Annotated in this window: 23 protein-coding genes; 9 read left to right on the top strand and 14 right to left on the bottom strand. The window is 65.2% G+C overall.

Annotation, left to right across the window (positions count from 1 at the left end):
- Window positions 1-40 precede the first annotated feature (40 nt).
- The 3 genes from QMG52_RS09160 to QMG52_RS09150 all read left to right on the top strand — a co-directional run bounded on the left by QMG52_RS09160 (window position 41) and on the right by QMG52_RS09150 (window position 1,842).
- A complete protein-coding gene (locus QMG52_RS09160) occupies window positions 41-1,048 on the top strand; it encodes a 1-aminocyclopropane-1-carboxylate deaminase (RefSeq protein WP_283560100.1) in 1,008 nt (335 codons plus the stop codon).
- A 138-nt stretch (window positions 1,049-1,186) separates the two neighbouring features.
- Window positions 1,187-1,495 carry a hypothetical protein gene (locus tag QMG52_RS09155; RefSeq protein WP_283560099.1) on the top strand — a complete coding sequence of 103 codons (309 nt, stop codon included), beginning with the start codon at window positions 1,187-1,189 and terminating at the stop codon, window positions 1,493-1,495.
- Window positions 1,492-1,842 carry a type II toxin-antitoxin system PemK/MazF family toxin gene (locus tag QMG52_RS09150; RefSeq protein WP_283560098.1) on the top strand — a complete coding sequence of 117 codons (351 nt, stop codon included), beginning with the start codon at window positions 1,492-1,494 and terminating at the stop codon, window positions 1,840-1,842. Before QMG52_RS09155 ends, QMG52_RS09150 begins: the two co-directional genes overlap by 4 nt.
- Before the next feature lie 176 nt (window positions 1,843-2,018).
- Here the strand turns inward: QMG52_RS09150 and QMG52_RS09145 are convergent, their stop codons facing one another.
- On the bottom strand, window positions 2,019-2,903 hold the full coding sequence (locus tag QMG52_RS09145; protein ID WP_283560134.1) for an aldo/keto reductase: 885 nt from the start codon (window positions 2,901-2,903) through the stop codon (window positions 2,019-2,021).
- A gap of 157 nt (window positions 2,904-3,060) precedes the next feature.
- Here QMG52_RS09145 and QMG52_RS09140 point away from each other — a divergent pair, with 157 nt between their 5' ends.
- Complete coding sequence (locus QMG52_RS09140) at window positions 3,061-3,543, top strand: SRPBCC family protein (protein ID WP_283560097.1); 483 nt, start codon at window positions 3,061-3,063, stop codon at window positions 3,541-3,543.
- An 89-nt stretch (window positions 3,544-3,632) separates the two neighbouring features.
- Window positions 3,633-4,178 carry a hypothetical protein gene (locus tag QMG52_RS09135; RefSeq protein WP_283560096.1) on the top strand — a complete coding sequence of 182 codons (546 nt, stop codon included), beginning with the start codon at window positions 3,633-3,635 and terminating at the stop codon, window positions 4,176-4,178.
- A 97-nt stretch (window positions 4,179-4,275) separates the two neighbouring features.
- On the opposite strand, the gene QMG52_RS09130 is transcribed toward QMG52_RS09135, so the two are convergent.
- The gene (locus tag QMG52_RS09130; RefSeq protein WP_283560095.1) at window positions 4,276-4,815 is read right to left on the bottom strand and encodes a hypothetical protein; all 540 of its coding nucleotides are present in this window, start codon (window positions 4,813-4,815) and stop codon (window positions 4,276-4,278) included.
- A gap of 274 nt (window positions 4,816-5,089) precedes the next feature.
- On the opposite strand from QMG52_RS09130, the gene QMG52_RS09125 reads away from it, so the two are divergent.
- Both QMG52_RS09125 and QMG52_RS09120 read left to right on the top strand, forming a co-directional pair.
- Window positions 5,090-5,347: a DUF6458 family protein gene (locus QMG52_RS09125; protein ID WP_283560094.1), complete on the top strand. Its 258-nt coding sequence runs from the start codon at window positions 5,090-5,092 to the stop codon at window positions 5,345-5,347.
- A gap of 25 nt (window positions 5,348-5,372) precedes the next feature.
- Window positions 5,373-5,825 (top strand): hypothetical protein, encoded by a 453-nt coding sequence (locus tag QMG52_RS09120; protein ID WP_283560093.1) that lies wholly within the window; start codon window positions 5,373-5,375, stop codon window positions 5,823-5,825.
- A gap of 283 nt (window positions 5,826-6,108) precedes the next feature.
- Here the strand turns inward: QMG52_RS09120 and QMG52_RS09115 are convergent, their stop codons facing one another.
- The 7 genes from QMG52_RS09115 to QMG52_RS09085 form a co-directional block, all read right to left on the bottom strand.
- Window positions 6,109-6,978, bottom strand: coding sequence for a patatin-like phospholipase family protein (locus QMG52_RS09115; protein WP_283560092.1), 870 nt, complete (start codon window positions 6,976-6,978; stop codon window positions 6,109-6,111).
- Window positions 6,979-7,080: 102 nt separating this feature from the next.
- On the bottom strand, window positions 7,081-7,533 hold the full coding sequence (locus tag QMG52_RS09110; protein ID WP_283560091.1) for a hypothetical protein: 453 nt from the start codon (window positions 7,531-7,533) through the stop codon (window positions 7,081-7,083).
- Between the two features lie 57 nt (window positions 7,534-7,590).
- Window positions 7,591-8,967 carry an allantoinase AllB gene (gene allB, locus QMG52_RS09105; protein WP_283560090.1) on the bottom strand — a complete coding sequence of 459 codons (1,377 nt, stop codon included), beginning with the start codon at window positions 8,965-8,967 and terminating at the stop codon, window positions 7,591-7,593.
- Window positions 8,960-10,117, bottom strand: coding sequence for a glycerate kinase (locus QMG52_RS09100; protein ID WP_283560089.1), 1,158 nt, complete (start codon window positions 10,115-10,117; stop codon window positions 8,960-8,962). Before QMG52_RS09100 ends, allB begins: the two co-directional genes overlap by 8 nt.
- Window positions 10,118-10,126: 9 nt before the next feature.
- Window positions 10,127-11,905 (bottom strand): glyoxylate carboligase, encoded by a 1,779-nt coding sequence (gcl, locus tag QMG52_RS09095; protein ID WP_283560088.1) that lies wholly within the window; start codon window positions 11,903-11,905, stop codon window positions 10,127-10,129.
- A gap of 194 nt (window positions 11,906-12,099) precedes the next feature.
- Window positions 12,100-12,987, bottom strand: coding sequence for a 2-hydroxy-3-oxopropionate reductase (locus QMG52_RS09090; RefSeq protein WP_283560087.1), 888 nt, complete (start codon window positions 12,985-12,987; stop codon window positions 12,100-12,102).
- Between the two features lie 177 nt (window positions 12,988-13,164).
- Window positions 13,165-13,947, bottom strand: coding sequence for a hydroxypyruvate isomerase family protein (locus tag QMG52_RS09085; RefSeq protein WP_283560086.1), 783 nt, complete (start codon window positions 13,945-13,947; stop codon window positions 13,165-13,167).
- Between the two features lie 283 nt (window positions 13,948-14,230).
- Here QMG52_RS09085 and QMG52_RS09080 point away from each other — a divergent pair, with 283 nt between their 5' ends.
- Both QMG52_RS09080 and QMG52_RS09075 read left to right on the top strand, forming a co-directional pair.
- The gene (locus QMG52_RS09080) at window positions 14,231-14,812 is read left to right on the top strand and encodes a hypothetical protein (protein WP_283560135.1); all 582 of its coding nucleotides are present in this window, start codon (window positions 14,231-14,233) and stop codon (window positions 14,810-14,812) included.
- Entirely contained in the window at window positions 14,781-15,209 is a 429-nt protein-coding gene (locus QMG52_RS09075) for an RES family NAD+ phosphorylase (RefSeq protein WP_283560133.1), read from the top strand. Before QMG52_RS09080 ends, QMG52_RS09075 begins: the two co-directional genes overlap by 32 nt.
- Before the next feature lie 327 nt (window positions 15,210-15,536).
- Here QMG52_RS09075 and QMG52_RS09070 read toward each other — a convergent pair whose 3' ends face one another.
- The 5 genes from QMG52_RS09070 to QMG52_RS09050 all read right to left on the bottom strand — a co-directional run bounded on the left by QMG52_RS09070 (window position 15,537) and on the right by QMG52_RS09050 (window position 22,470).
- Window positions 15,537-17,024 carry an AAA family ATPase gene (locus tag QMG52_RS09070; RefSeq protein WP_283560085.1) on the bottom strand — a complete coding sequence of 496 codons (1,488 nt, stop codon included), beginning with the start codon at window positions 17,022-17,024 and terminating at the stop codon, window positions 15,537-15,539.
- 331 nt (window positions 17,025-17,355) lie between these two features.
- Window positions 17,356-18,168 (bottom strand): bifunctional allantoicase/(S)-ureidoglycine aminohydrolase, encoded by an 813-nt coding sequence (locus QMG52_RS09065; protein WP_283560084.1) that lies wholly within the window; start codon window positions 18,166-18,168, stop codon window positions 17,356-17,358.
- A gap of 11 nt (window positions 18,169-18,179) precedes the next feature.
- Complete coding sequence (locus QMG52_RS09060) at window positions 18,180-19,448, bottom strand: DUF6986 family protein (protein ID WP_283560083.1); 1,269 nt, start codon at window positions 19,446-19,448, stop codon at window positions 18,180-18,182.
- A 2-nt stretch (window positions 19,449-19,450) separates the two neighbouring features.
- Complete coding sequence (gene aceB / locus QMG52_RS09055) at window positions 19,451-21,067, bottom strand: malate synthase A (RefSeq protein WP_283560082.1); 1,617 nt, start codon at window positions 21,065-21,067, stop codon at window positions 19,451-19,453.
- Window positions 21,064-22,470, bottom strand: a complete 1,407-nt coding sequence (locus tag QMG52_RS09050) for an NAD(P)-dependent malic enzyme (protein ID WP_283560081.1) — start codon at window positions 22,468-22,470, stop codon at window positions 21,064-21,066. The genes aceB and QMG52_RS09050 overlap by 4 nt, the downstream gene beginning before the upstream one ends.
- Between the last annotated feature and the right edge of the window lie 149 nt (window positions 22,471-22,619).

Genomic DNA, 22,619 nt, shown 5'->3' with positions numbered 1-22,619 from the left:
TCCCTCCCGAACTCCGCTAAACCCACAACAAGGAGATTCTGTGGCCATCACCGATTTTGAACGCTATCCCCTCACCTTTGGGCCCAGTCCGGTGCACCCGCTGCCGCGATTGAGCCAGCATTTGGGCGGTGCGCAGATCTGGGCCAAGCGCGAGGACGTCAACAGTGGGCTGGCCTTCGGCGGCAACAAAACCCGGAAACTGGAGTACCTGGTGCCGGACGCGCTGGCCCAAGGCGCCGATACCCTGGTCTCGATCGGCGGCTATCAGTCGAACCACACGCGCCAGGTCGCAGCAGTGGCGGCCAAGCTCGGGCTCAAGGCACGCCTGGTGCAGGAAAACTGGGTGGACTGGCCCGACCCGCTGACCGACCGGGTCGGCAACATCTTGCTCTCCCGCATCATGGGCGCACACGTCACCCTCGACAATGCAGGGTTCGACATCGGCATCCGCAGCAGCTGGGAGCAGGCCATCCATGAGGTGGAGGAAGCCGGCGGCAAGCCCTACGCCATCCCGGCGGGCGCCTCCGACCACAAGCTCGGCGGCCTTGGCTTCGCGAACTGGGCCTATGAAGTGGAACAGCAGGAGAAGGACCTCGGGATCTTCTTCGACACCATCGTGGTCTGCACTGTGACCGGCTCAACCCACGCCGGTATGATCGCCGGATTCGCCGGCCAGGACAGGCCGCGCCGCGTGATTGGCATTGACGCCTCGGCCACGCTGCGGAAGACCCGCGACCAGGTGGAGCGAATCGCCCGCAACACCGCCGAGCTGATCGGTCTGGGACGCGAACTGCGCGACGACGAAATCAACGTGCTGGAAGGCTGGGCCGGAGACTTCTACGGCATCCCGGTCGAATCGACCCTGGACGCCATTCGGCTGGGCGGCTCTCTGGAAGGAATGATCACGGACCCGGTCTACGAGGGCAAGTCCCTGGCGGGCCTGATTGACCTGGTCAAGAGCCGCGACATTCCTGCCACCAGCAACGTCCTCTACGCGCACCTGGGCGGACAGCCAGCGTTGAACGCCTACAGCGGGCTGTTCCGGTAACCGGGACGTTGGCCGGAGTTGCATGGCGCGAGCGACGACGGCGGCAGCACGTACTGCCAGCCCCAGTCTTTGCCGGGGTGGCGACCACAACGGAGTCCATGCTGGCTGCCGCAATGGCACCACGTGTAGGATTAAGATATGACTGATGTGAAAGCCCGCCGTACTCCACGGATTGGCCTGCCATTGACCGAGGACCGTGCGCTTTTCATTCAAGAGATTCGCAGCAAACCTGAGGACTACGTCGTACTCGCTGCCTTCGCGCACGCAAAAATTACGGCGGAGTCGCCTGAGTCCATGGTTGCCAGCGCAATTTTTGATGCAGGTGTAAAGTCTCTTCGGGAAGAAATCGCGGCGTTGAGTTACGCTGAAGAAGCTGACGACCCCGAGCACCAGCGTGAGGCAGCTGCGATGCGCCGCCGTCCGCGCGGGCATAGCGTAGGCGAATGAGTCCCAACCGAAAGCGGCCGACCTTGCCGCTGCGCCGGGGTGTAATCTACGCGGCCACGCTCTCCGAGGAAGTCGGCGAAAAGTATTGGCTCGTTGTCTCGAATAACCAGCGCAACCAGGCGTTCGGCAACGCCCTGGCGATTCGCATCACCACGACCGTCCGCAGCGACCGCCCCAGCCGTGTTGCCCTCCCTCCAGAGAACGCTGTGAACGGTTGGGCTCTATGCGACGAGGTCACAACTCTTTATGATGACGAACCAGTCGCTGAGCTAAGTGGCGTGTCAATGGCGGCGATGGCCAACGTCAACGTCGGCCTGATGGCGGCGCTGGGAATCCCCTTACCGTAGCTACTGCGGCTATCGCAGACCCCGCCACTGCGGAAGAGGCCATGGCGTGGCTGGCCGCACGCCCAATGATGGCGCGGACTACCTCAGCCGCGAAGATGTACTGGACTACAGGATTGATGATCACCCGTTCCGGCTGCAACCAACGCAGCCAGGACTATGAGTCCTGGGACAACAGATCACTTCGCCGAGCCATGCCGCGCGGCGCTGAGCTCCGCAAACGTCGCATCGTCCAGCACGACGCCGGCCGCTGCCAGATTCTCCTCGAGGTGCTTGACGGAGCCGGTGCCCGGGATGGGCATCATCACGGGGGAACGGCGCAGCAGCCACGCGAGGGCCACCTGCGTCGTCGTCGCCCCAAGCCGCTTGGCTGCTTCGTCCAGCGCGCCGCCGGGCTGTGCCAGTTCGCCGGCGGAAATCGGTGCCCAAGGGATGAAGCCAATGTCATTTTCTTCCGCGTAGTCCAGCACGTCCTCGGAGGAGCGGTCCGTGAGGTTGTAGCGGTTTTGCACGGTGGAGACGGTGAAGAATTTGGCCGCGGCCTTGAGCTCGTCGACGCTGACCTGCGACAGGCCCAGCGCCTTGACCTTGCCTTCCTGCTGCAAGTCGCGCAGCACGCCAAACTGCTCCTCGGCGTCCACCTTGGGGTCAATGCGGTGCAGTCGCAGGAGGTCCAGCGCGTCAACCTTGAGCTTGCGCAGGCTCAGCTCGGTCTGCTGACGCAGGTATTCCGCGCGACCCACCGGCACCCACTTGTCGGGTCCGGTGCGGGTGAACCCGACCTTGGTGGCGATTTTCAGGCTGCCGCCATAGGGGTGCACGGCCTCGGCGATGATCTCCTCGCTGATATTCGGCCCGTAGGAATCGGCGGTGTCGATGAAGTCCACGCCCAGTTCGACGGCGCGGCGCACGACGGCGACGGCGGCGCGCCGGTCCGCGGGCTCACCCCACACTCCGTCCCCGACAATGCGCATGGCGCCGAAGCCGAGGCGGTGCACGGTGCCGAGGTCCTTGAGGTCAATGGTCGACGGCGTGTGGCTGCTTTGGGTTTTGTGGATAGTCATGGTGGCGGCAACCACGTGCTGCCCGTCGATATTCCGGGACGGATTTAAGCACTGGACACCACCGCCACCAGCCGCGCCGTCGCCGCCTGACTGCCCGCCGTCGTCGTCGTAACGTGGTGCACTGGAATTCATCAGCAAACTGCGCAATGCTGGAACGATGACTGAAACCGAAGGAAGACTGACAGTGGACCGCGTAATCGATGCCCCGGCGAAGGAGATTTTCAAGCTGCTGAGCAACCCGGCGAACCATGCTCAGCTCGATGGCTCGGGGATGGTGCGCTCGGATGAGAAGACGGACCGGATCACCGCCGTGGGGCAGGTGTTCACGATGAACATGTTCTGGGACAAGTTGGGCGGGGAGTACCAGACAGAGAATTATGTGGTGGGGTTTGATCCGAACAAGCTGCTGGCCTGGAAGACGGCCGACGCAGGCAAGGAACCGGCCGGCTGGGAATGGGTCTGGGAACTGGAAGCGACCGCGCCGGATTCCACCAAAGTCTCGCTCACGTACGACTGGAGCCAGGTGACGGACAAGGACGTGCTGCGGCAGATCTCCTTCCCGGTGGTAGAGGCGCACCAGCTGGAGGGGTCGCTCGGGAAGCTGGCCGAAGCCGTGGCCGGACCGCACCACACCAACTGACGTCACCAACTGACCTGGCCCGCCACGGAGCGCCGCTGATCTTCGTCGGCCATATTGCGGGGCTGGGGACTGCTTCCGGGCTCCGCGCTGTGGTCGGAGTCTGGGCGACGTCTCCTTTCGGACAGTTCGCCGATGTGATGGTGGAGCTGGCACCCGGACACAGGATTCTGCTGGCCCCGGATGCCGCAACAGCCGAGTTCATCGGGGACACGTACGTCTTTGACGAGACGCGTCTGGTGGAGGTGACGGCTACCTTTGACGCGGGGAACCTGGTGGTCGAAGCCGGGCCGCTGCGGATCCGGGCCCGTGTGGGGGCCAAATCCATTCTGGGCTATGCGGCGGCGCTGCTGCCGCGGCGTTTGGCGGTTCACCCGCGCTGGCTGCGCGCCATCAGCCCGGTGGCGGCCCGGCTGAGTCCAGGGATCCAGACCGCCGGTTCCGCCCGGGACGGCCGCCGGGAGTTTTATGGGGTCACCGATGTACGGTGGATTGACGCGGCCGTGGTTAGCTGGGAGGGGCGCGACGCCGGCGAGCTGGCACCCATCCGGCCACCGGTCCGATTCGGGTTCAGTAGTGTTCCGTCACGACCAGGCGTTGCGACGGTGCAGACCACCGTGCTAACGGAGCCGTGCTGACCACGGCTGACCACGCCAAAGCTCTGCCCGGGGTTTATGGCCCACCGGTTTCGGGGACCTGGCCCACCGGTTGCGGCCGACGCCGGGAGCCCCGCAACTAACCGGCCGGTCGGGGAGCCAATTTCCTGCTGCCCACGGGATCCGCAAGCTGCACATAGCCGTGGATCATGGCCACGTTGTGTGGGCAGACCATCCCCGGCGTCGGTAAGGCGCCGGCGAGTGTCAGGACTACACGGGACGGTTCTTCCGTGATGATGGCCTGCAGCGGGCGGTTGCAGGCGGGTACCATGGCCGTCAGGTAAACCCGGTTGAGCGAATCGTCCACCCCGTCAAGCAGCCAGTCCAGGGATACTCCCGGGCTGGTCACCGACGGTGCGCTGGAAATGGGTTGATAGTCCGCGGCGTTGCCGGTGAACGCTGCCGGCGGTGTGGACGACGGCGACGGCGTGAGTGGTGCCGCCGTGTCCGGCGCTGCGGACGGTGAGTCTGAGATGTTCGACGGCGTCGGCAAGGGTTGGATTTCCGGGAAACCACCAGTGCTTCCCCTGCCTTGCGGCAACCCGCAGCCCGCGGCAAGCAGCACCGCCACCAGCGTTAGCAGCGCGGTTTTCGCGCGCACATTTCCGCTGCCCTTCATTCCTCCATGGTAGGCCCGGTAGGCCCGGTAGGCCCGGTAGGCCCGGCGGCCACGTGGTCCGACTGGTCATGCCGAGGGCTTCGACCGTTGCCGTGAGGGTGACTGTCACTGGTGATACATCGAAGGTGCCTTCGGCTTCGAAGCCGAAGGAATCTTCGATCATCGATACAGCTGGCCTGCACCGCGCCGCAGCGACTGTGATGTAGGCTGCATTCACGGCTGGCCATCCGCGCAGCGGGCCCTGTGCCCATGCCGTCCCACGAGGAGGTTCAAAATGAGAATCGGATCGTCCATTTTCCTGATCGCTGTCGGAGCTATTCTGGCTTTTGCCATTGATGGCAGCGCCGTCCCTTACGTTGATCTGCACCTGGTCGGTTACATTCTGCTGATCGTGGGTGTCCTGGGGCTCATCATCTCGCTGGTGATGAGCGGCTCCCGCCGGCAGCGCCGAGTAACTGAGAGCAGGTCCGTGGTGGACCCCAACACTGGTGAACACATCACCCGCAACGAGAGCCGCGACACCGGCCTCTGAGCGCTCCGCCTATATGCTAAGCAGCATGAGTAACTCCGCGCCCGACGGTCCCGATGCCAACCACCAGCGCCCGGACGGCGTGACGGACGCGACCGTGATGGCCCTTGGCAAACTGTCCGAGGCCCTCGAAGTGGTCGAACAAGCACGAGGCTACCTCTACGGATTTCATCGGCTGACCGGTAAGGCAGACCTGGCGCTGGGTGAGGCAGTCGATCAGCTCCGCGAAGCCGGACACACCGGACTGGCGGATAAGCTGGATCAGCAGATCGTGGGCCGGAACGTGATCGACGGCCGGTGGACGTTCCAGGTCATTGAGGATTACGACGACGGCTATTACGCGGAGTTCAAGGCGGCGGAAAAACTGGCCCGCCAGGAGCTTGTTGACGGGAAGCGGCACCTCTTCGAGGCCGGGATGAAGGAAGACCGCCGCTCCCATGGGCGTGTGAACCATGAGGCGTTGCCTTCGGAAGCGGAGTAGGGCGAGTAGGCGGCAAGGACCGGTGCTGTTTCATACGCCCGGCCAGGGAGTTCTCCCACAGGCGTTCGACGGCCAGTAATCATTTCCTTGGCGACACGCCGGGAGGTTGAGGCTCCCTCCAACTGGCTGGAAGTGATGGCTTCCTCAATGAGCGAATTGACGATGTACTGGTTTCGACCTCGTCCGCTGGTAACCAACTAGGGTAGTCCGATTTCCCGCTTGCTCTTCGCGTTATTTCTTCGCAAGCTTGCAGAAGTTCGTCTGTCGGTGAGTAGCTGCTGCGTTAGGACCAGAGACGGTGGACGGCGTCAGCGACCGTCGCTGCTTGATCCTTGCCGGCGCGGGCAGCGGTTTCACGGAAGGCCGGGTCGAGGGAGTTGCGGCCCATGGCTTGCTTAGCGGCGTTGCTGGGGGTGATCAGCAGGGTGCGGACCGAGGGGCCCAGCGCGGCCAGTTGACCGGCCGCCGACCAGCGCTTCCGTAGTGCTATGGCGATGGGAGCGAGGACGACGACGACGTCGCAGCCGGCGGCGAGGTCGGTGTTGGTGCCGGAGAGGGTTCCGCCGTCGATATAACGGTGAGCGCCGATGGTGACGGGTGGCCAGACGGTTGGAACGGCACAGCTTGCGGCAACGGCATCGACCAAGGAAACGCCACTGTCTTTGGAAACGCCACTGTCTTTGAAGGCACGGCTGTCCTTGGTAAAGACGCGGCGCTCGCCGGTGTTGGCGTTGATGGCGATGATGCGCAGGTCGGTTTCCGGCCACTTGGCGGAGGGGACGCGATGGGCGATGATTTCGCGGCGCTCGGCCTCGCTGACGGTGCTGGCTCGGAGGGCGGCACGGCCGATTCGCCGGGCGATGGCCGGGTCGGAACCGGGGAGGAGTCGTGGGCCGAGGAGGCGTGCGATGTTGCTGATGCCGAGCGTGGCGGCCTTTTCGCTTCCGTGGCTGGCGATTTGGGTTTGGTAGGCGTCGTTGGCGGAGATGCCGGAGGTCAGGGTGGCGGCGACGCTGGAGCCAGCGGATGTTCCAATGATGCGGTCGGCTTCGCTGAGGTGGATACCGCGCTCAGCGAGTCCTGCAATCAGCCCGGTTTCCCAGCCGATGCCGGTAACTCCGCCGCCGCCGAGGACGAGCGCTCTGCTGCTCATGGGTCTCCTTCCGAATGCTCACAGCGATTGGTCACTGTCTGTCGCTTTGAGGGTACCAAAGTGAGTGTGAAGCGAGAGATAGCGACCCCTCGGCTAAAGGCCTTAGCTGGGCCCGAGCGGCTGGAGTCTACCACGTGGAGGCTGTTGTAAACTCACAACGCCCAGATGTTCGCTTAAATGCATGGTCAGCGCGGGCCGCCAAACGTGAGCGATTTTGAATTCACGGTCTTCCTCGATCGGGCTCCCGTCGACGAGGACTACGACCGACTCTTTGAGGCCGGTCTTGACGATGCTTTTCCCGGCACGCGAGACGGTCGAGGTGTGCTGGATGTAAACCGGGAAGCGGTATCGCCGAGTGCAGCGATCATCAGCGTTGTCGAGGACGCTGCCCGGGCTGGGTTTCAGGTCAATGGCATCGATGAGGAAGATCTCGTTTCGCTTAAGACGATCGCCGGGAGGATCGGCCGAAGCTACGAGAGCTTGCGCCTGCTTGCCCAGGGCAAGCGCGGGGCTGGCGGTTTTCCCGCGCCGCGGTCTGCGGATGGATGCGACCACACGGCTAAAGGGCCCCGACCGGCTGGTGCGGTTCGACCGATGGACCGGTTGGACCGGCTAGCCCACGTCCCCGCGGCGCAGCAGGTTCCCGGTGGGCGTCATGCCGTCGATTTCATGGCCGCGTAAAAAGGTTTTGCGGACCACTCCGGCCAGCGGGCGGCCGTCGTAGGGCGTGATGGGGTTCTTGTGCTTGAGCTTCGAGACGTCCACCACGTAGGCGTCGTCGGCGGCAAAGATGGCCAGGTCGGCGTCGTAGCCCAGTGCCAGCTGGCCCTTTTGGGTCAGCCGGGCCAGTTGCGCTGGTTTGGTGGACATCCACGAGATGACCTGTTCAAGCGTGATGCCGCGCTGCCGGGCCTCGGTCCAGATCAGGGACAGCCCCAGCTGCAGCGAGGAGACCCCGCCCCAGGCAACGGCAAAGTCGCCGTTTTCCAGATCCTTCAGATCCAGAGTGCTGGGGGAGTGATCGGACACGATGCAGTCGATGGTGCCATCCTCCAGCCCGGCCCAAAGGAGTTCGCGGTTGGCTGCTTCGCGGATGGGGGGGCAGCACTTGTAGGCGGTGGCACCGTTGGGGATTTCCTCCGCCATCAGTGTGAGGTAGTGCGGGCAGGTCTCCACCGTGAGCCGGACGCCGTCACGCTTGGCGGTGGCGATCATGGGCAGCGCGTCGGAGGAGCTCAGGTGCAGGATGTGCGCACGGGCTCCGGTCCAGCGCGCGCGCTCAATGACCTCGGCAACCGCTACGTTTTCCGCTCCACGGGGACGGGAGGCCAGGAACCTGTCGTAGTGGTTCCCCTCGGCGCTGGGCGCATGGTCGATGGCCCGTGAGTCTTCCGCGTGGACGATCATCAGGGAGTCGAAGCTCTTGAGCTCGGCCATGTCCGCTTCCATCTCATCCGCCTCGAGATGGGGGAATTCGTCCACACCGGAGTGCAGCAGGAAGCATTTGAAGCCGAAGACGCCGTCGTCGTGCAGCCCACGCAGGTCTTTCTTGTTGCCCGGGATGGCACCGCCCCAGAAACCGACATCTACGAAGGCCTGGTCACGCGCCACGCTGCGCTTGAGCTCCAGGGCTTCCACCGTCGTCGTCGGCGGAATGCTGTTCAACGGCATGTCGATGATGGTGGTGACTCCGCCGGCCGCGGCGGCGCGGGTGGCGGAGGCAAAGCCTTCCCATTCCGTCCTGCCGGGCTCGTTGACGTGAACGTGGGTATCCACCAGGCCCGGGATCAGCGTTTCGTCGTCGGCCAGGTCAATGCTCCTGGCGCCTTCCAATCCGTTGCCTAGGGGTTCGATGGCGACGATCACGCCGTCGCGGATCCCCACCTCGCGGGCCACGATGCCAGCGGTGGTCAGGATCCGCCCTCCTCGGATGACGAGATCGAACGCGGCCTTGGGTGCCGCATCGGGCGCTGCTGTTGATTCAGACATTGAAATACTCCTTTGTATCGGATTCGGTGGCCCACTGCAGGGCGATCTTCGCGCCCAGCTGTTCCAGCAGCACGCCGGCCTCCGTCATGCATTTACTGACATCCGCCTCGAGCTCCGTCAGGGCATACGTTTGGGCAAAGCCGGCGGCGGCCAGAGTCCCGCGGTCAAGGGTGGTTCGCCCGCAGACGGCGATCACCGGGATGCCGGCGCGCGCCGCGGCCTGCGCCACTCCCATCGGTGTCTTGCCGCCCAGGCTCTGCTCATCCAGGCTGCCTTCGCCGGTAATGACCAGATCTGTTCCCGCAATTCTCCCGTCCAGCCCGGTGAAGTCAAGGACCACCTCGATGCCGGGTCGACGCACCGCACCCAGCACGGCCAGTGCCGCGTAGCCCACACCGCCGGCGGCCCCGGCTCCGGGAGCATCGGAGCTGGTGACGGCATGCGTGCCGATGGCGTTGGAGAGCAGCCGGAAGTAGCATTCAAGCCCGTGCTCCAGCGCCAGTACGTCCTGCGGGGAGGCGCCCTTTTGCGGGCCGAAGATTTCCGCCGCGCCGTTGGGGCCCAGCAGCGGGTTGTCCACATCGCTGGCCAGCACTATGTTTGCGGTGGCCAGCCGTGGGTCCAGCCCGCAGACGCTCACCTCCGCCAGTCGCGCCAGGGCGCCGCCGCCGTCGGGCAGTTTCTGCCCGCGTGCGTCCAGCAGTTTCACGCCCAGTGCGCTGAGCAGCCCGGCGCCGCCGTCGGTGCACGCGCTGCCGCCCACACCGAGGACGATGTCCGTGCAGCCGGCGTCCAGGGCGGCCCGGATCAGGTCCCCGGTGCCGCGGCTGGTGGCAGTCAGCGCTGCCAGTTCACCGTTGGGGAGCACGGCGAGCCCGGAGGCCACCGCCATTTCGATGACCGCCTGGCTGCCGCGGACCGCGAAGTCCGCGCTGATCGGCAGGCCCGTCGGGCCGGCCACCGTAGCGCTTCGGCGCTCAAAGCCTGAGGCGACGGCGGCGTCCAACGTCCCCTCGCCGCCGTCGGCCACTGGAATTTGCTCCACTGTCAGCCCCGGATCCGCGGCCAGCAGGCCGGCGGCCAGGTGCGCGGCCACCTCCGGAGCGGCGAGCGAGCCTTTGAATTTATCCGGGGCTATGACAATGCGCATGTGCTTCTCTCAGTCCAGCAGGGCGATGATCGCGGTGGGGGCATCCTGGTGCTTCTCGGCCAGGTCCTCGAACTCGGTCACGTTGTCCAGCTCGGTGCCCATGGAGATGTTGGTGACGCGCTCCAGGATGACCTCCACGATCACCGGGACCTTGAACTCGCCCATCATCGCCTGCGCCTTTTCGAACGCGGCAGCCAGATCCGCGGGATCTTCCACCCGGATGGCCTTGCAGCCCAGCCCCTCGGCGACCTTGACGTGGTCCACGCCGTAGCCGTTGGTCTCCGGGGAGTTGATGTTATCGAAGGCCAGCGAGACCTCGAAGTCCATCTTGAAGCCGCGCTGGGACTGGCGGATCAGGCCCAGGTAGGAGTTGTTCACGACCACGTGGATGTAAGGGAGCTGGAACTGCGCGCCTACGGCCAGTTCTTCGATCATGAACTGGAAATCGTAGTCGCCGGAAAGGGCGACGACGGTACCATCGGGTTTGCCGCGCACCACACCGAGCGCTGCCGGTACGGTCCAGCCCAACGGACCCGCCTGGCCGGCATTGATCCACTGGCGCGGGCCGAAGACGTGCAGCATCTGCGCGCCGGCGATCTGGGACAGCCCAATGGTGGAAACGTAGGTAGTGTCCTTGCCGAACGCCTTGTTCATTTCCTCGTAGACGCGCTGCGGCTTGATCGGGATGTTCTCGAAGTGGGTCTTGCGCTGCAGGGCACCCTTGCGGGCGGTGCAGTCCTTGACCCACGGGTTGTAGTCCGGGAACGGCCCGGCGGCCTTGCGCTCGCGAGCCACCTCCAGCAGCGTGTCCAGCGCGGCGCCGGCGTCGGAGACGATGCCCAGGTCCGGGGCGAAGACCCGGCCGATCTGGGTCGGCTCGATGTCGATGTGCACGAACGTGCGGCCCTTGGTGTACGTCTCGATGCCGCCGGTGTGGCGGTTGGCCCAGCGGTTGCCGATGCCGATCACGAAGTCCGATGCCAGCATGGTTTCGTTGCCGTAGCGGTGCGAGGTCTGTAGGCCCACCATGCCGGCCATCAGCGGATGGTCATCGGGAAGGATTCCCCAGCCCATCAGCGTCGGGATCACCGGGACGTTGAGCAGTTCCGCCAGTTCAACCAGCTGCGCGGAGGCGCCGGCGTTGATGATGCCACCGCCGGCCACGATCAGCGGGCGCTCCGCGGCGGTGAGCATGTCCAGCGCCTTCTCGGCCTGGCGGCGGCTGGCCTTGGGCTTGGAGACGGCGAGCGGCTCATACGCATCGATGTCGAATTCGATCTCCGCCATCTGCACATCAAAGGGCAGGTCCAGCAGTACCGGGCCCGGACGGCCGGAGCGCATCAGGTAGAACGCCTTCTGGAAGGCGCCCGGGATCTGGCCCGGCTCCAGCACGGTCATGGCCATTTTGGTCACCGGAGCGGCGATGGAGGAGATGTCCACGGCCTGGAAGTCTTCCTTGTGCAGCTTGGCCACCGGTGCCTGGCCGGTGATGCACAGGATCGGCACGGAATCCGCCCACGCGGCGTAAAGTCCGGTGATCATGTCGGTGCCGGCGGGGCCCGAGGTGCCCAGGCAGAGGCCGATGTTGCCATCGGCCGCGCGGCTGTAGCCATCGGCCATATGCGACGCGCCCTCGACGTGACGGGCCAGCGTGTGGCGGATGCCGCCGTCGGCCTTCATGGCTGAATAGAACGGGTTGATCGCGGCGCCCGGCAGGCCGAACGCCTCAGTGGCGCCCTCCTTCTTCAGGATCGCGATCGCAACATCAACGGTGCGCATCTTGGACATGGGATTCTCCTTCTGGTGTCCCCCGGCCGGCGCTGCGCACCGGCCGGGGGAAGTCTGTAAATAGTTTTGTGCCGGTTGATCCGGCTGATTGGACTGCGTTGGGCGGTCCGGTTGATTAAGCGGTGCGGTTGATTAAACCGTGCCGGTTGCTCCGGTTATTGGATCGTGCGGGACGGTCCGTTGATCGGGCTTGGCTAGTTTTTTCCGGACTTGCCGGAAAGCTGCTCGACGAGCTTGAAGAGACCGGAGTGGTCCAGGCCGCCGTCGCCCTGGTTGACCATGGAGCCGACCAGCTGTGCGACCAGGGCCCCGAGCGGGATGGTGACCCCGGCTTCGCGGGCGGCGGAGGTGACGATGCCCATGTCCTTGTTGTGCAGCTGCAGGCGGAAGCCGGGCTCGAAGGAGCGGTCCAGCATCTTCTGACCCTTCTGCTCGAGGACCTTGGAGCCGGCCAGGCCGCCGCCGAGCACCTTCAGCGCGGCCTTGGTGTCCACGCCGTAGGCCTCGAGGAAGACGATGGCCTCCGCGAGCAGCTCGATGTTGCCGGCCACGATCAGCTGGTTGGCCGCCTTGACCGTCTGGCCCGAACCGGAGGGGCCGACGTGCACAATCGTCTTGCCGACGGCGTTCAGCACGTCAGCAACGGCATCAAAGTCCGCGGCGTCCCCGCCAACCATGATGGAGAGCACGGCGTCGATGGCGCCCTGCTCACCGCCGGAGACCGGAGCGTCGAGGGGCTTGACGCCGGCTTCCTTGGCGTCTTTGGCGAGCCGGACGCTGACATCCGGGCGGATGCTGCTCGCGTCGACCCAGTACGCTCCTGACTTGGCGTTGGCGAAGACGCCCTCCGGGCCGGACACGACGCCCTCAACATCGGGGGAGTCCGGCACCATGGTGATGACGACGTCGGCATCCTTGACGGCCTCGGCAATGTTGCCGGCGCCGTTGCCGCCCGCCTCGACCAAGGCATCAATCTTGTCCTGGCTGCGGTTGAAGCCCGTGACGGTGAAGCCGGCCTTGACGAGATTAGTGGCCATGGGGAGGCCCATGATGCCGAGTCCGATAACTGCAACGTTTGTCATAATGAATCCTTTGGGTCTTCGCGTTTGTGCGTCTGCGGGGTGTGTGCCCAACTAGGTAGCAGTTGTTGCACTCATTCGCGGTTTTGAGTGCCTCAAGTGCGACCTAGTTGGGAGGGGGAGGGTCGCTGCGCTGGGGTGCGGGCGGTGTGGGGTGCTGCGCTGCGCCTAAGATGCCGGCTAGCGGATCAGCCAGGCGAAGGCTTGGTCCGTCTCCGCCTTGTATTCGAGGCCGATGTGGCCGTCGTAGCCGAGGTCGCGGCTCTTCGTGATCCAGTCGCCGAGGGGGAGTTTGCCTGAACCGGGGGCGCCGCGGCCGGGTGCATCGGCGATCTGGATGTGGCCGAAGTCCTTGGCGTAGCTGTCGATCACGGCGGCCACATCGTCACCGTTTACCGAGAGGTGGTAGAAATCCGCCAGCAGCGCGATGTTCTCCGCACCGGCGGCGCGGACCTTGCCGATCACGTCCATGGCCTGCGCGGCAGTCTTGATCGGGTAGAGCTCGGCGCCGCTGACAGGCTCCAGCAGCACTGTCCCACCGATCCCGGCCACGCCCTGGGCCGCGGCCACCAGGTTCTTCACGGCGAGTTCGTCCTGCTCCTCGGGCGTGAATTCAGCCATCCGGTTGCCATAGAGGGCATTGAAGGCCTTGCAGCCCAGGCGTGCGCCGATGCCGGCGACGACGTCGATATTGTCCTTGAACTCCGAGCAGCGGCCCTTCCAGGACACCAGTCCGCGGTCCCCGGCCGGCATGTTCCCGGCGTTGAAGTTCAGACCTGTGAGCTGGACTCCGGCGTCCGTGATGGCGTTTTCGAAGGCTGCCACCTCGGCATCGGCGGGAACCGACTCAGCGAAGGGCCACCAGAATTCGACGGCGTCAAAGCCGGCAGCCTTGGCCGCGGCCGGCCGCTCCAGCAGAGGGAGATCCGTCAGGAGGATGGAGCAGTTCACTGTGTATGTCATTAAGGGTGTCCTTCGCCAGCGTCTTGATGATTCGTGTTAATGGTTCCATAGTTTTCACATAATGAAAACTATATCTTGCCTAATGAAAGTTTAGGCCTGCGATGCCATACCGTCAACCCCTGCTGAGCGGCCGCCTCTCTTAGCCGTTGACCGGTGCCACCCGCGGCTGCGTGGAGGTCCGCGAGGGTGGAGATCTCCAGGCATTCCCAGGCGCCGTGTCATGGCGCCTGACGATCTGGACAGGTAGACCCCTGTGTCGAAAGCGTCGGACGGGAGAACCAAAGTGACGACGGAACAACAGGAAGAATCACTCACTGGAGCGCAGGGGAAACGCCCTCTGCTGCTGCAAATGGCCGAAAATATGGCGCGCAGCGTCGAAGCGCTCGGCCCTGCTCTCGCTGCCGTGGACGTCGCCGTGTCGCCCCAACTGGCCGCCGTCATGCAGGAGACCGAAAATACCTGGCGAGAAATGGACGCCGAGTTTGGTCTCCTGACCAGTAACGAGGTCTCCGCGGCAGTTGGATCGAAGTCGCCGAATCGGAGTTGGGCTTCCGAGCAGCGGTCCGCAGGAAGGTTGTTGGCGATCAACCGGCCGAGGGGCACGCACGGCCGGTCGACCGGCTGGATCGCGGGGACGAAGTCGTCTACGCCGCGGAGCAGAGTTTCAACGTTCAGTGGTGAGGTAGCCCCTCCTCAGCCGTTTGAGGCGCAGGCCTTGGTACTGCAGGAAGGCACTAAGCTGTGGCGGGTCTTCTCCAACACCCGATTGGCTGCGGAATTCAATCCAGGCTTCGGCAGCCGCACCCGGTTTGCCTTTTTCGGCAAACCCCGCTGTGCCGGTTCTTTATGCCGCAGACACCCCTAAGGCTGCTGTCTGTGAAACGATCCTCCATAGCGTTCCATTGCGCAACGGCAAGATCCTGTACCCGAGTTTCGCCGACGGTGTTGCCGCAACTATCGCCACCACACGGGAACTGAAACTTGCAGCATTCATGGGAGATGGTCTGCGTGTGTTGGGAACCGACGCAGGGACCCTGAGCGCGACGACAGCGTCCCAGTACTCAAGGACAGTCCGTTGGGCCGAAGCTGCCTACAAATCGGGTTTCCACGGCGTCGTCTGGATGAGTTACCGGCGCAATACGGACGCAGCGTTCGTACTCTTCGGTGACCGCGTTGGTGTCAGGGATCTGACCCCGACGACCACCGGCGGAGTGATATTCAGTGCGGGTCCGGGCTTTGACTGGCTGGTCAGCCACTGCTGATACCTCGGGATCGCGGTGCAGATTCCATGAACGGCGATCCGCTGTTCGAGCGCTCCATTATTTGGAGAGTTGGTGCACCCGCTGGGTGGAGAGACCGAGCAGGATTCCAGCATCGCTCAATGTCACGAGACTGGCGCAGGCTTCGAATACCGGTGGACTCCCAACCGTGCCCGTCATTTCTCCTATCGCCAAGGCTCGACGTCACGGTGCTTCCCGGCTATGGCGATAAAAGTCTGATCTCGCCTTATCAATGGGTCAAGGGGACCCAGACATATCGTCCGGATCTCCACGCGCTTGTTCCGCGCCGGCATCCTCGCTGCCGAAGGATTACGCCCCTTCCACCGGCCTGTAGCTGGCGCCGTACCGCATCATTGAGCCATACGGGGCGGGATACGGTCCCGGGAACCCCGGTTGGCCCCCCGGACCGCGTTCCCCGGGGTCGGCGTTCGTGCCCAGCAGGCTGCGAGTGAGAGCTTCGCCGTCGGCCATGAGCTGGTCCACGGCAGCGGCGAGGTGTGCATCGGCGGGGTCCTCGGCGGCCAATGACGCAGCAACCACGGAGCGCCGGACCAGCTCCTTGGCGAACGAGGCCGTGGTGCCCGCGGTTCGTGCCGTGGCGGACTCGAGCGCCGACGGTGAAAAGGCAAGCCCGCGCGAGTACAGGCGCAGCAGTTCCGTGCGCTCATGCTCGGACGGGAGCGGGATTTCCACGGCCAGGTCCACGCGTCCGGGCCGCTGGGCAAGGGCGCGCTCCAGCATGTCCACGCGGTTGGTGGTCAGGACAAAGGCGACGTCAGAATCGTTATCCAGCCCGTCCATGGCATCGAGCACTTCGAAGAGCAGGGGCTGCGGGCCGTGGCCGAAACTGCGGTCCTCGGCGATCAGGTCGCAGTCCTCCAGCACGACGATTGAGGGCGCGAGGGCCCGTGCGGTCTTGGCCGCCTCCGAGATTCGGGCGAGCGAACCGCCCGAGAGGAGCACAGCCGTCGTGCCCTCACTTTGACTCAGGAGATAGCGGACTGTGTGCGTCTTGCCGGTCCCCGGCGGACCGTACAGGAGCAGGCCGCGCTTGAGGTGCTGCCCGTGCGCCCTCAGGACGTCGGCCTGCCGGGCGATGCCCAGAGTGTGGTTCTCCACCCTGCTGAGGAGGCCGTCGGGGAGGATGACGTCGCTGTCGGACAGTTCGGGGCGCCGCACGAACGTCACCCCGCCGACGCTGGGCCCGAAATCGCTGATGCTCAGGGCGATGATCTGGCCCTTGAAGACGCTTCGGTGCTCCATTTCGCGGCGCACATTGGCCAGGAAATCGGCGGCCACGGAGGGCCGGGCGGCGAGGACCTCCAGCGCGGCGAACTGCCGGCCGAATTTGGGTTTCGCTTCGCGTTGGAGGACCGCGACGGGCGAGCTCGCGTACGTAAAGAGCCGCAATCCCAGCGCCACGGCCTGGCGCTGCTCGTCGGGGCCGACGGCAAGATTCGTGTAGTCGGGCTGGGACAGCGGGAAGTTCGGAAAAATCAGCGATTGCTGGATGATGTCGCCGAGGGACATATGGTTGCGCTGCTCGCCGCCGCCGATGCCCACCAGCCTGTTGTCCGGATCCCCGCCAGCCATGGCTTCCAGCAGGATGTCGAGGTCCACCAGGCGGTGCGGTGCGATCTCCTCCACCACAACAGATAGGTCCTGAGCGGCCGCGCCAAGGTGATCGGTGAGTGTCCGGAGCAGCTCATCGCCGCCCTTCACCAGCTCCAGTCCGGCCTGCGCCAGGCGCGCCAGCGTGCCGAAGTCTGCGATGAACTTCCCCAGGTTCTCATCCATGGACAGACCCTAGCAGAAGCGACATCGGCCGATCGGTGGCTCCTGTGGTGTCGGTACCGCGCCGGCAAACGGCGTCCGTAACCCAGACGAAAGGTGACCTGGCGGGCTCGCCTGGGATCTCCACGCGGCCGTGGCCGGCCCTGGTCGATCACCGTGTGGGTCAGGGGTCAAAATTCGCACGGCATCACGGAGTCATCAGGCGCCACCGGCTCCCGAGATGCCGTGGAAATGGACGGATACCGTGGAAATTTCAGCGGCATCCGTCCAGACGAGCGGCAAAAGGAGTCTGGATCACCGGACGGTAGCGATCGACCAAGCGAGATGCCGCCGGTTACGTCAGGCGGATCTGCCGGTTGACGTCCTTGTACAGCAGGTAGCGGAAGTTGCCCGGGCCGCCGGCGTAGCAGGCCTGCGGGCAGAAAGCGCGCAGCCACATGAAGTCGCCGGCCTCCACCTCGACCCAGTCGTTGTTGAGCAGGTACATGGCCTTGCCCTCGAGCACGTACAGGCCGTGCTCCATCACGTGGGTCTCCGGGAAGGGGATCACGCCGCCGGGCCGGAACGTCACGATGTTCACGTGCATGTCGTGAGCCAGGTCGTTCGGGTCGGCGAAGCGGGTTGTCTTCCAGACGCCGTCGACGTCGGGCATCTCGTTGGGCGCCACCTCGGCGTCGCTCGTGACGAAGGACTTGGCCTCGTAGCCCTCGAGACGCTCGTAAGCCTTGCGGATCCAGTGGAACGAGACGATGTCGTCGGAGACGTTCTCCAGGCTCCATGCGTCACCGGCGGCCAGGTAGGCGTAGCCGCCTTCCGCCAGCGGGTGCAGCTCGCCCTCGAGGGTCAGGTTGACCTTGCCCTTGGTGACGAAGATGACCCCTTCGACGCCAGCCTCCTGCTCGGGCTTCTCGGAGCCACCGCCGGCACCGATCTCCACGATCAGCTGGGAGAAGGTGGTGGCGAAGCCGGAGATCGGGCGGGCGATGATCCAGGACCGGGTGTTGGTGAATCCCGGGAGGTTGCTCGTGACGATGTCCGTCAGCACGCCCTTGGGGATGACCGTGTAGGCCTCCTTGACGATGGCGCGTTCGGTGGTGAGGTGTGTTTGCGGCGGCAGGCCGCCCTCGGGGTAGTAGTACTTGCCCATCAGTGAATCCTTCAGTGAGAGACGGTGGCGAGCCGCGGGTGGGCCAGCGCCGTCAGTTGGGTTTGGTCAAGGCTCGTCAGGGCCAGCACTTCCTCGGCGCCGGCGGCGCCGCAGACCAGGCCGCGCAGGATGAAGTTGGCCAAGGCGCGTGCCGTGGCCGGTTCGTCCATGACGGCGCCCGGGGTCTGCTGGACGTAGTTGCGCAGGCGCACGGCGGCTGCCGGGAGGCCTTGGCGGTAGAAGGCGTACGTGGCGCTGAAACGGCTCGGCAGCTGGGCGGGGTTCAGGTCCCAGCCCTGGTAGTAGCCGCGTTCCAGGGAACGCCGCACTAGCCGGCCGTGCAGTGCCCAGGCGGCGTCCGCGCCGTCGCCGATCGGCATGATGTTAGTAGAGCCGTCGGAGAGGCGGATGCCCGTTCCGGCCACGGCCAGCTGCATGATTTCCTTGGCGAAGTCCGCCACCGGGTGCTCCATGGACTGGTACTCGGCGGAGATCTCCAGCGAGGCGCTGTAGTCGTAGGTGCCGTAGTGCAGACCGCTGATGCGTCCGGGGACCACGTGGGGCAGCTGCGCTACGGGGGAGGTGCCGTCGGGGCCCAGGATGAGCTGCGGGGTTTCCACCTGCACCTCAAAACGCAGGCGTCCGGCATGCAGTCCGTGGATTTCCTCTAAACGGCCCACGGCGAAGTCCATGGCCTTGACCTGATCGACCGTGGTCACCTTGGGCAGTGTCAGCACCAGGCCGTCGGGGAGTTCCCCCGCCTGCGCCAGGGTGGAGACGAACAGGTCCAGGGTGCGCACGCCCCGGGCCCGGGTCGGTGCCTCGAAGCACTTGAAGCGGATGCCCACGAACGGCGGGGCCGTCCCGGCGGCCACTGCGGCGCTGACGGTCTTGGCGGCCGTCACGGCGGCGGCATCCTCGACGTCGTCGCCGCGGTTGCCAAAGCCGTCCTCAAAGTCCAGGCGCAGGTCCTCAATCGGCTCGTTCGCCAGCTTGGCGGCAACCCGGGGAGCCACGGCCGCAGCCAGTTCCCCGTCTTGCCCCAGCAGCGCGCCGAGGCGCTCGAGGCCGCCGGCGTTGTTGATCGCCTCAAGGCCCTGTGCGCCCCAGTCGGCGGCAAAGGTGGTGGTGAACTTGTCCGCCGGCACGTACACGGTGTGCACGGGCTGGCGGGTGCCGTCGTCGCCCGGGTAGTTGCGGTCAAGCAACTGGTCCGTGGCGGCGCAGGAAGCATCGATGTGCGCCAGGTCCGCGGCTGTCAGTGATTGAGTTTCAGCCATCGCTAGCCCACCAGTTCGTAGGCGGGAGTGGTCAGGAAGTCCGTGTACTCCTCGGAGAGGCAGATATCAGCAATCAGTTCGCTGGCGGGCTTGTAGTACTTCTCGAAGGATTCTTCGCCCACCTCGCCGCGCAGCTTCTCCGTTTCCTCGGCCAGGATCCGCGTGACGAGCTCGCGGGTGGCGGTGTTGCCGGTGTCCGTGAGGGTGACCTCATTGCGGATCTGCTGCCACACCTGTGAGCGGGAAATCTCCGCCGTGGCGGCGTCCTCCATCAGGTTGTGGATGGCCACCGCGCCGTTGCCGGAGATCCAGACGGCGGTGTAGGCCACCGCTACATACAGGTTCGCCCGCATTCCGGCCTCGGTGACCTCGCCCGGCGCGGAGGCCACGTCCAGGAGCTGATCCGCGGTGACGGAGACCTCCGGGCGCTGCTTGTCCAGCTGGTTCGGGCGGTCTCCGAGGACGGCGTCGAATACCTCCTGGCAGATGGGAACCAGGTCCGGGTGCGCTACCCAGGAGCCGTCAAAGCCGTCATTGGCCTCGCGGGTTTTGTCCGCACGGACCTTCGCGAAGGCCTGCTCGGTGACCTCGGGCTCGCGCCGGTTCGGAATGACGGCTGCCATCCCACCCATCGCGAACGCGGCGCGGGCGTGGCAGGTCTTGACCAACAGCTCCGTGTAGGCGCGCATGAACGGGGCCGTCATGGCCACGGATGCGCGGTCCGGGAGAATGAACGCCTCGCCGGCGTCGCGGAAGTATTTGATCATGCTGAAAAGGTAGTCCCAACGGCCGGCGTTGAGGCCGGAGGCATGGTCGCGCAGCTCGAAGAGGATCTCATCCATTTCAAACGCGGCCGGGATGGTCTCGATCAGCACCGTGGCGCGGATGCTGCCCTGCGGCACGCCCAGGTAGTCCTGCGCGAAGACGAAGACCTCGTTCCACAGCCTGGCCTCCAGATGGCTTTCCATCTTCGGCAGGTAGTAATACGGACCGGCGCCGTTAGCCAGCAGCAGCTTGGCGGTATGAAAGAACAGCAGACCAAAGTCCACCAGCGCGGCCACGGCCGGTTCGCCGTCGACCAGCACATGCCGTTCGTCCATGTGCCAGCCGCGCGGGCGGGCGATCACGGTGGCAAGAGGTGCGTCGGTGCGCAGCCGGTATTCTTTGCCCTCCGGCGAGGTGTAGCTCAGTGTCCCGGCGGCGGCGTCGCGCAGGTTCAGCACTGCGTCGATCACGTTCGGCCAGGTGGGGGTGCTGGCATCCTCCAGATCGGCCAGCCAGACCTTGGCGCCTGAATTGAGCGCGTTGATCGCCATTTTGGCCGGGGACGCGGGGCCGGTCATTTCAACCCGGCGGTCCTGCAGCGCCGCCGGCGCGGCGGCAACCTTCCAATCGCCGGCGCGGACATCGGCGGTTTCGGGCAGGAAATCCAGCCGGCCGGTCCGGGCCACCTGCTCGCGCTTAGCGGCACGGTCGTTCAGGCGCTTCCGGCGCGTCGGGGCGAAGCGGCGGTTCAGTTCCTCGATGAACGCCAGTGCCTCGGGAGTGAGGATCTCCTCGGCCCGGTCGATCGGGTTCGCATCGGAAAGGGTCAGGGCGGGTGTGGATGCGGAGGTCATGAAAGTTGTCCCTTCTCAGTGGTGTGTCCGGCAGCGGCGGCTACGGCTGATGCCACGTCGCCGGCAACGTGCTGGTCGAAAACGCTCGGCACAATGAAGCTGGCGTTCAGCTCATCATCGCCCACACGGTTGGCAATTGCAGTGGCGGCGGCAACCAGCATTTCCGGCGTGATGTCGGCAACGCCGGCATCGAGCAGCCCGCGGAAGAATCCGGGAAAGGCAAGTACATTGTTGATCTGGTTGGGGAAGTCGCTGCGCCCGGTGGCTACGACGGCGGCGTACTTGGACGCGATGGCCGGATCCACCTCAGGGGTGGGGTTTGCCATCGCGAAGACGATGGACTTCTCCGCCATGCTGGCCACCTGCTCCTCACCCAAGACATTCGGGCCGCTGACGCCGATGAACACGTCCGCGCCGGCGACGGCCTCGTGCAGGGTGCCGGTGAAGTTGTCCGGGTTGGTATTCTCGGCCAGCCAGGTGCGGTGCGCATCGGTGTAGGTTTCTGTGCGGTTGATGGCGCCGTTGCGCCCGCAGGCGACGATATTGTTGGCGCCCTCGGCGATCAGCAGCTGGATGATGGCATTGCCCGCGGCACCGACGCCGGCCACCACGATCTTCACGTCGCCGATCTTCTTGTCCACCACGCGCAGGGCGTTGGTCAGCGCGGCCAGGGTGACAATGGCAGTGCCGTGCTGGTCATCGTGGAAGACCGGGATATCGAGTTCATCGCGCAGCCGCTTTTCGATTTCGAAGCAGCGCGGGGCAGCGATGTCCTCGAGGTTGACGCCGCCGTAAACCGGGGCCAGCGCCTTGACGATCATGATGATCTCTTCGGTGTCCTGGGTGTCCAGGCAGACCGGCCACGCGTCAACGTTGGCGAACTGCTTGAACAGCGCGGCCTTGCCTTCCATCACCGGCAGCGCCGCGGCGGGGCCGATATTGCCCAGGCCGAGGACGGCGGAGCCATCGGTGACGACGGCAATCGTGTTGCGCTTGATGGTCAGGTTGCGGGCCGCGCTGGGATCTTCAGCAATTGCCATGCAGACGCGGGCGACGCCGGGTGTGTAAGCACGGGACAGATCGTCCCGGTTGCGCAGGGCTACCTTGGGGACGACCTCGAGCTTGCCGCCCAGGTGCATCAAAAAGGTGCGGTCAGAGACCTTGCGGACGGTGACGCCGTCGAGCGCGTCCAACGCATCTTTGACGCGGACGGCGTGCGCATCGTCGGTAGTGTTGCAGGTGACGTCCACCACCAGGCGCTCGTGGTGGGATTCGGTGACATCCAGCGCGGTGACGGCTGCGCCCGCGGCGGCAACCGCGGCGGCCAGCTCGCTCGTGGCGGTGAAGCTGGACGGCGCTTCAACGCGCAGGGTGATCGAATTTCCGGGGCTGGGACTCGCCATTGAATTTCCTCCTGGTGCCGGACGGGCCGGCGTCGTCTGCGATAGAAACCTTTTCGTATTATGGATATTATTATCTATCTTGCGGAAACACAATCCCTTTGGCACTTCAAGGCCCGGCGCGTCCGACGGTGCGGTATCTTGGGACTACG

The organism is Paenarthrobacter sp. PH39-S1 (assembly GCF_030063245.1).
Taxonomy (GTDB): Bacteria; Actinomycetota; Actinomycetes; order Actinomycetales; family Micrococcaceae; genus Arthrobacter_M.
Note: the sequence above shows the minus strand (reverse complement) of the source record. Positions and strands in the feature narration are given on the sequence as shown.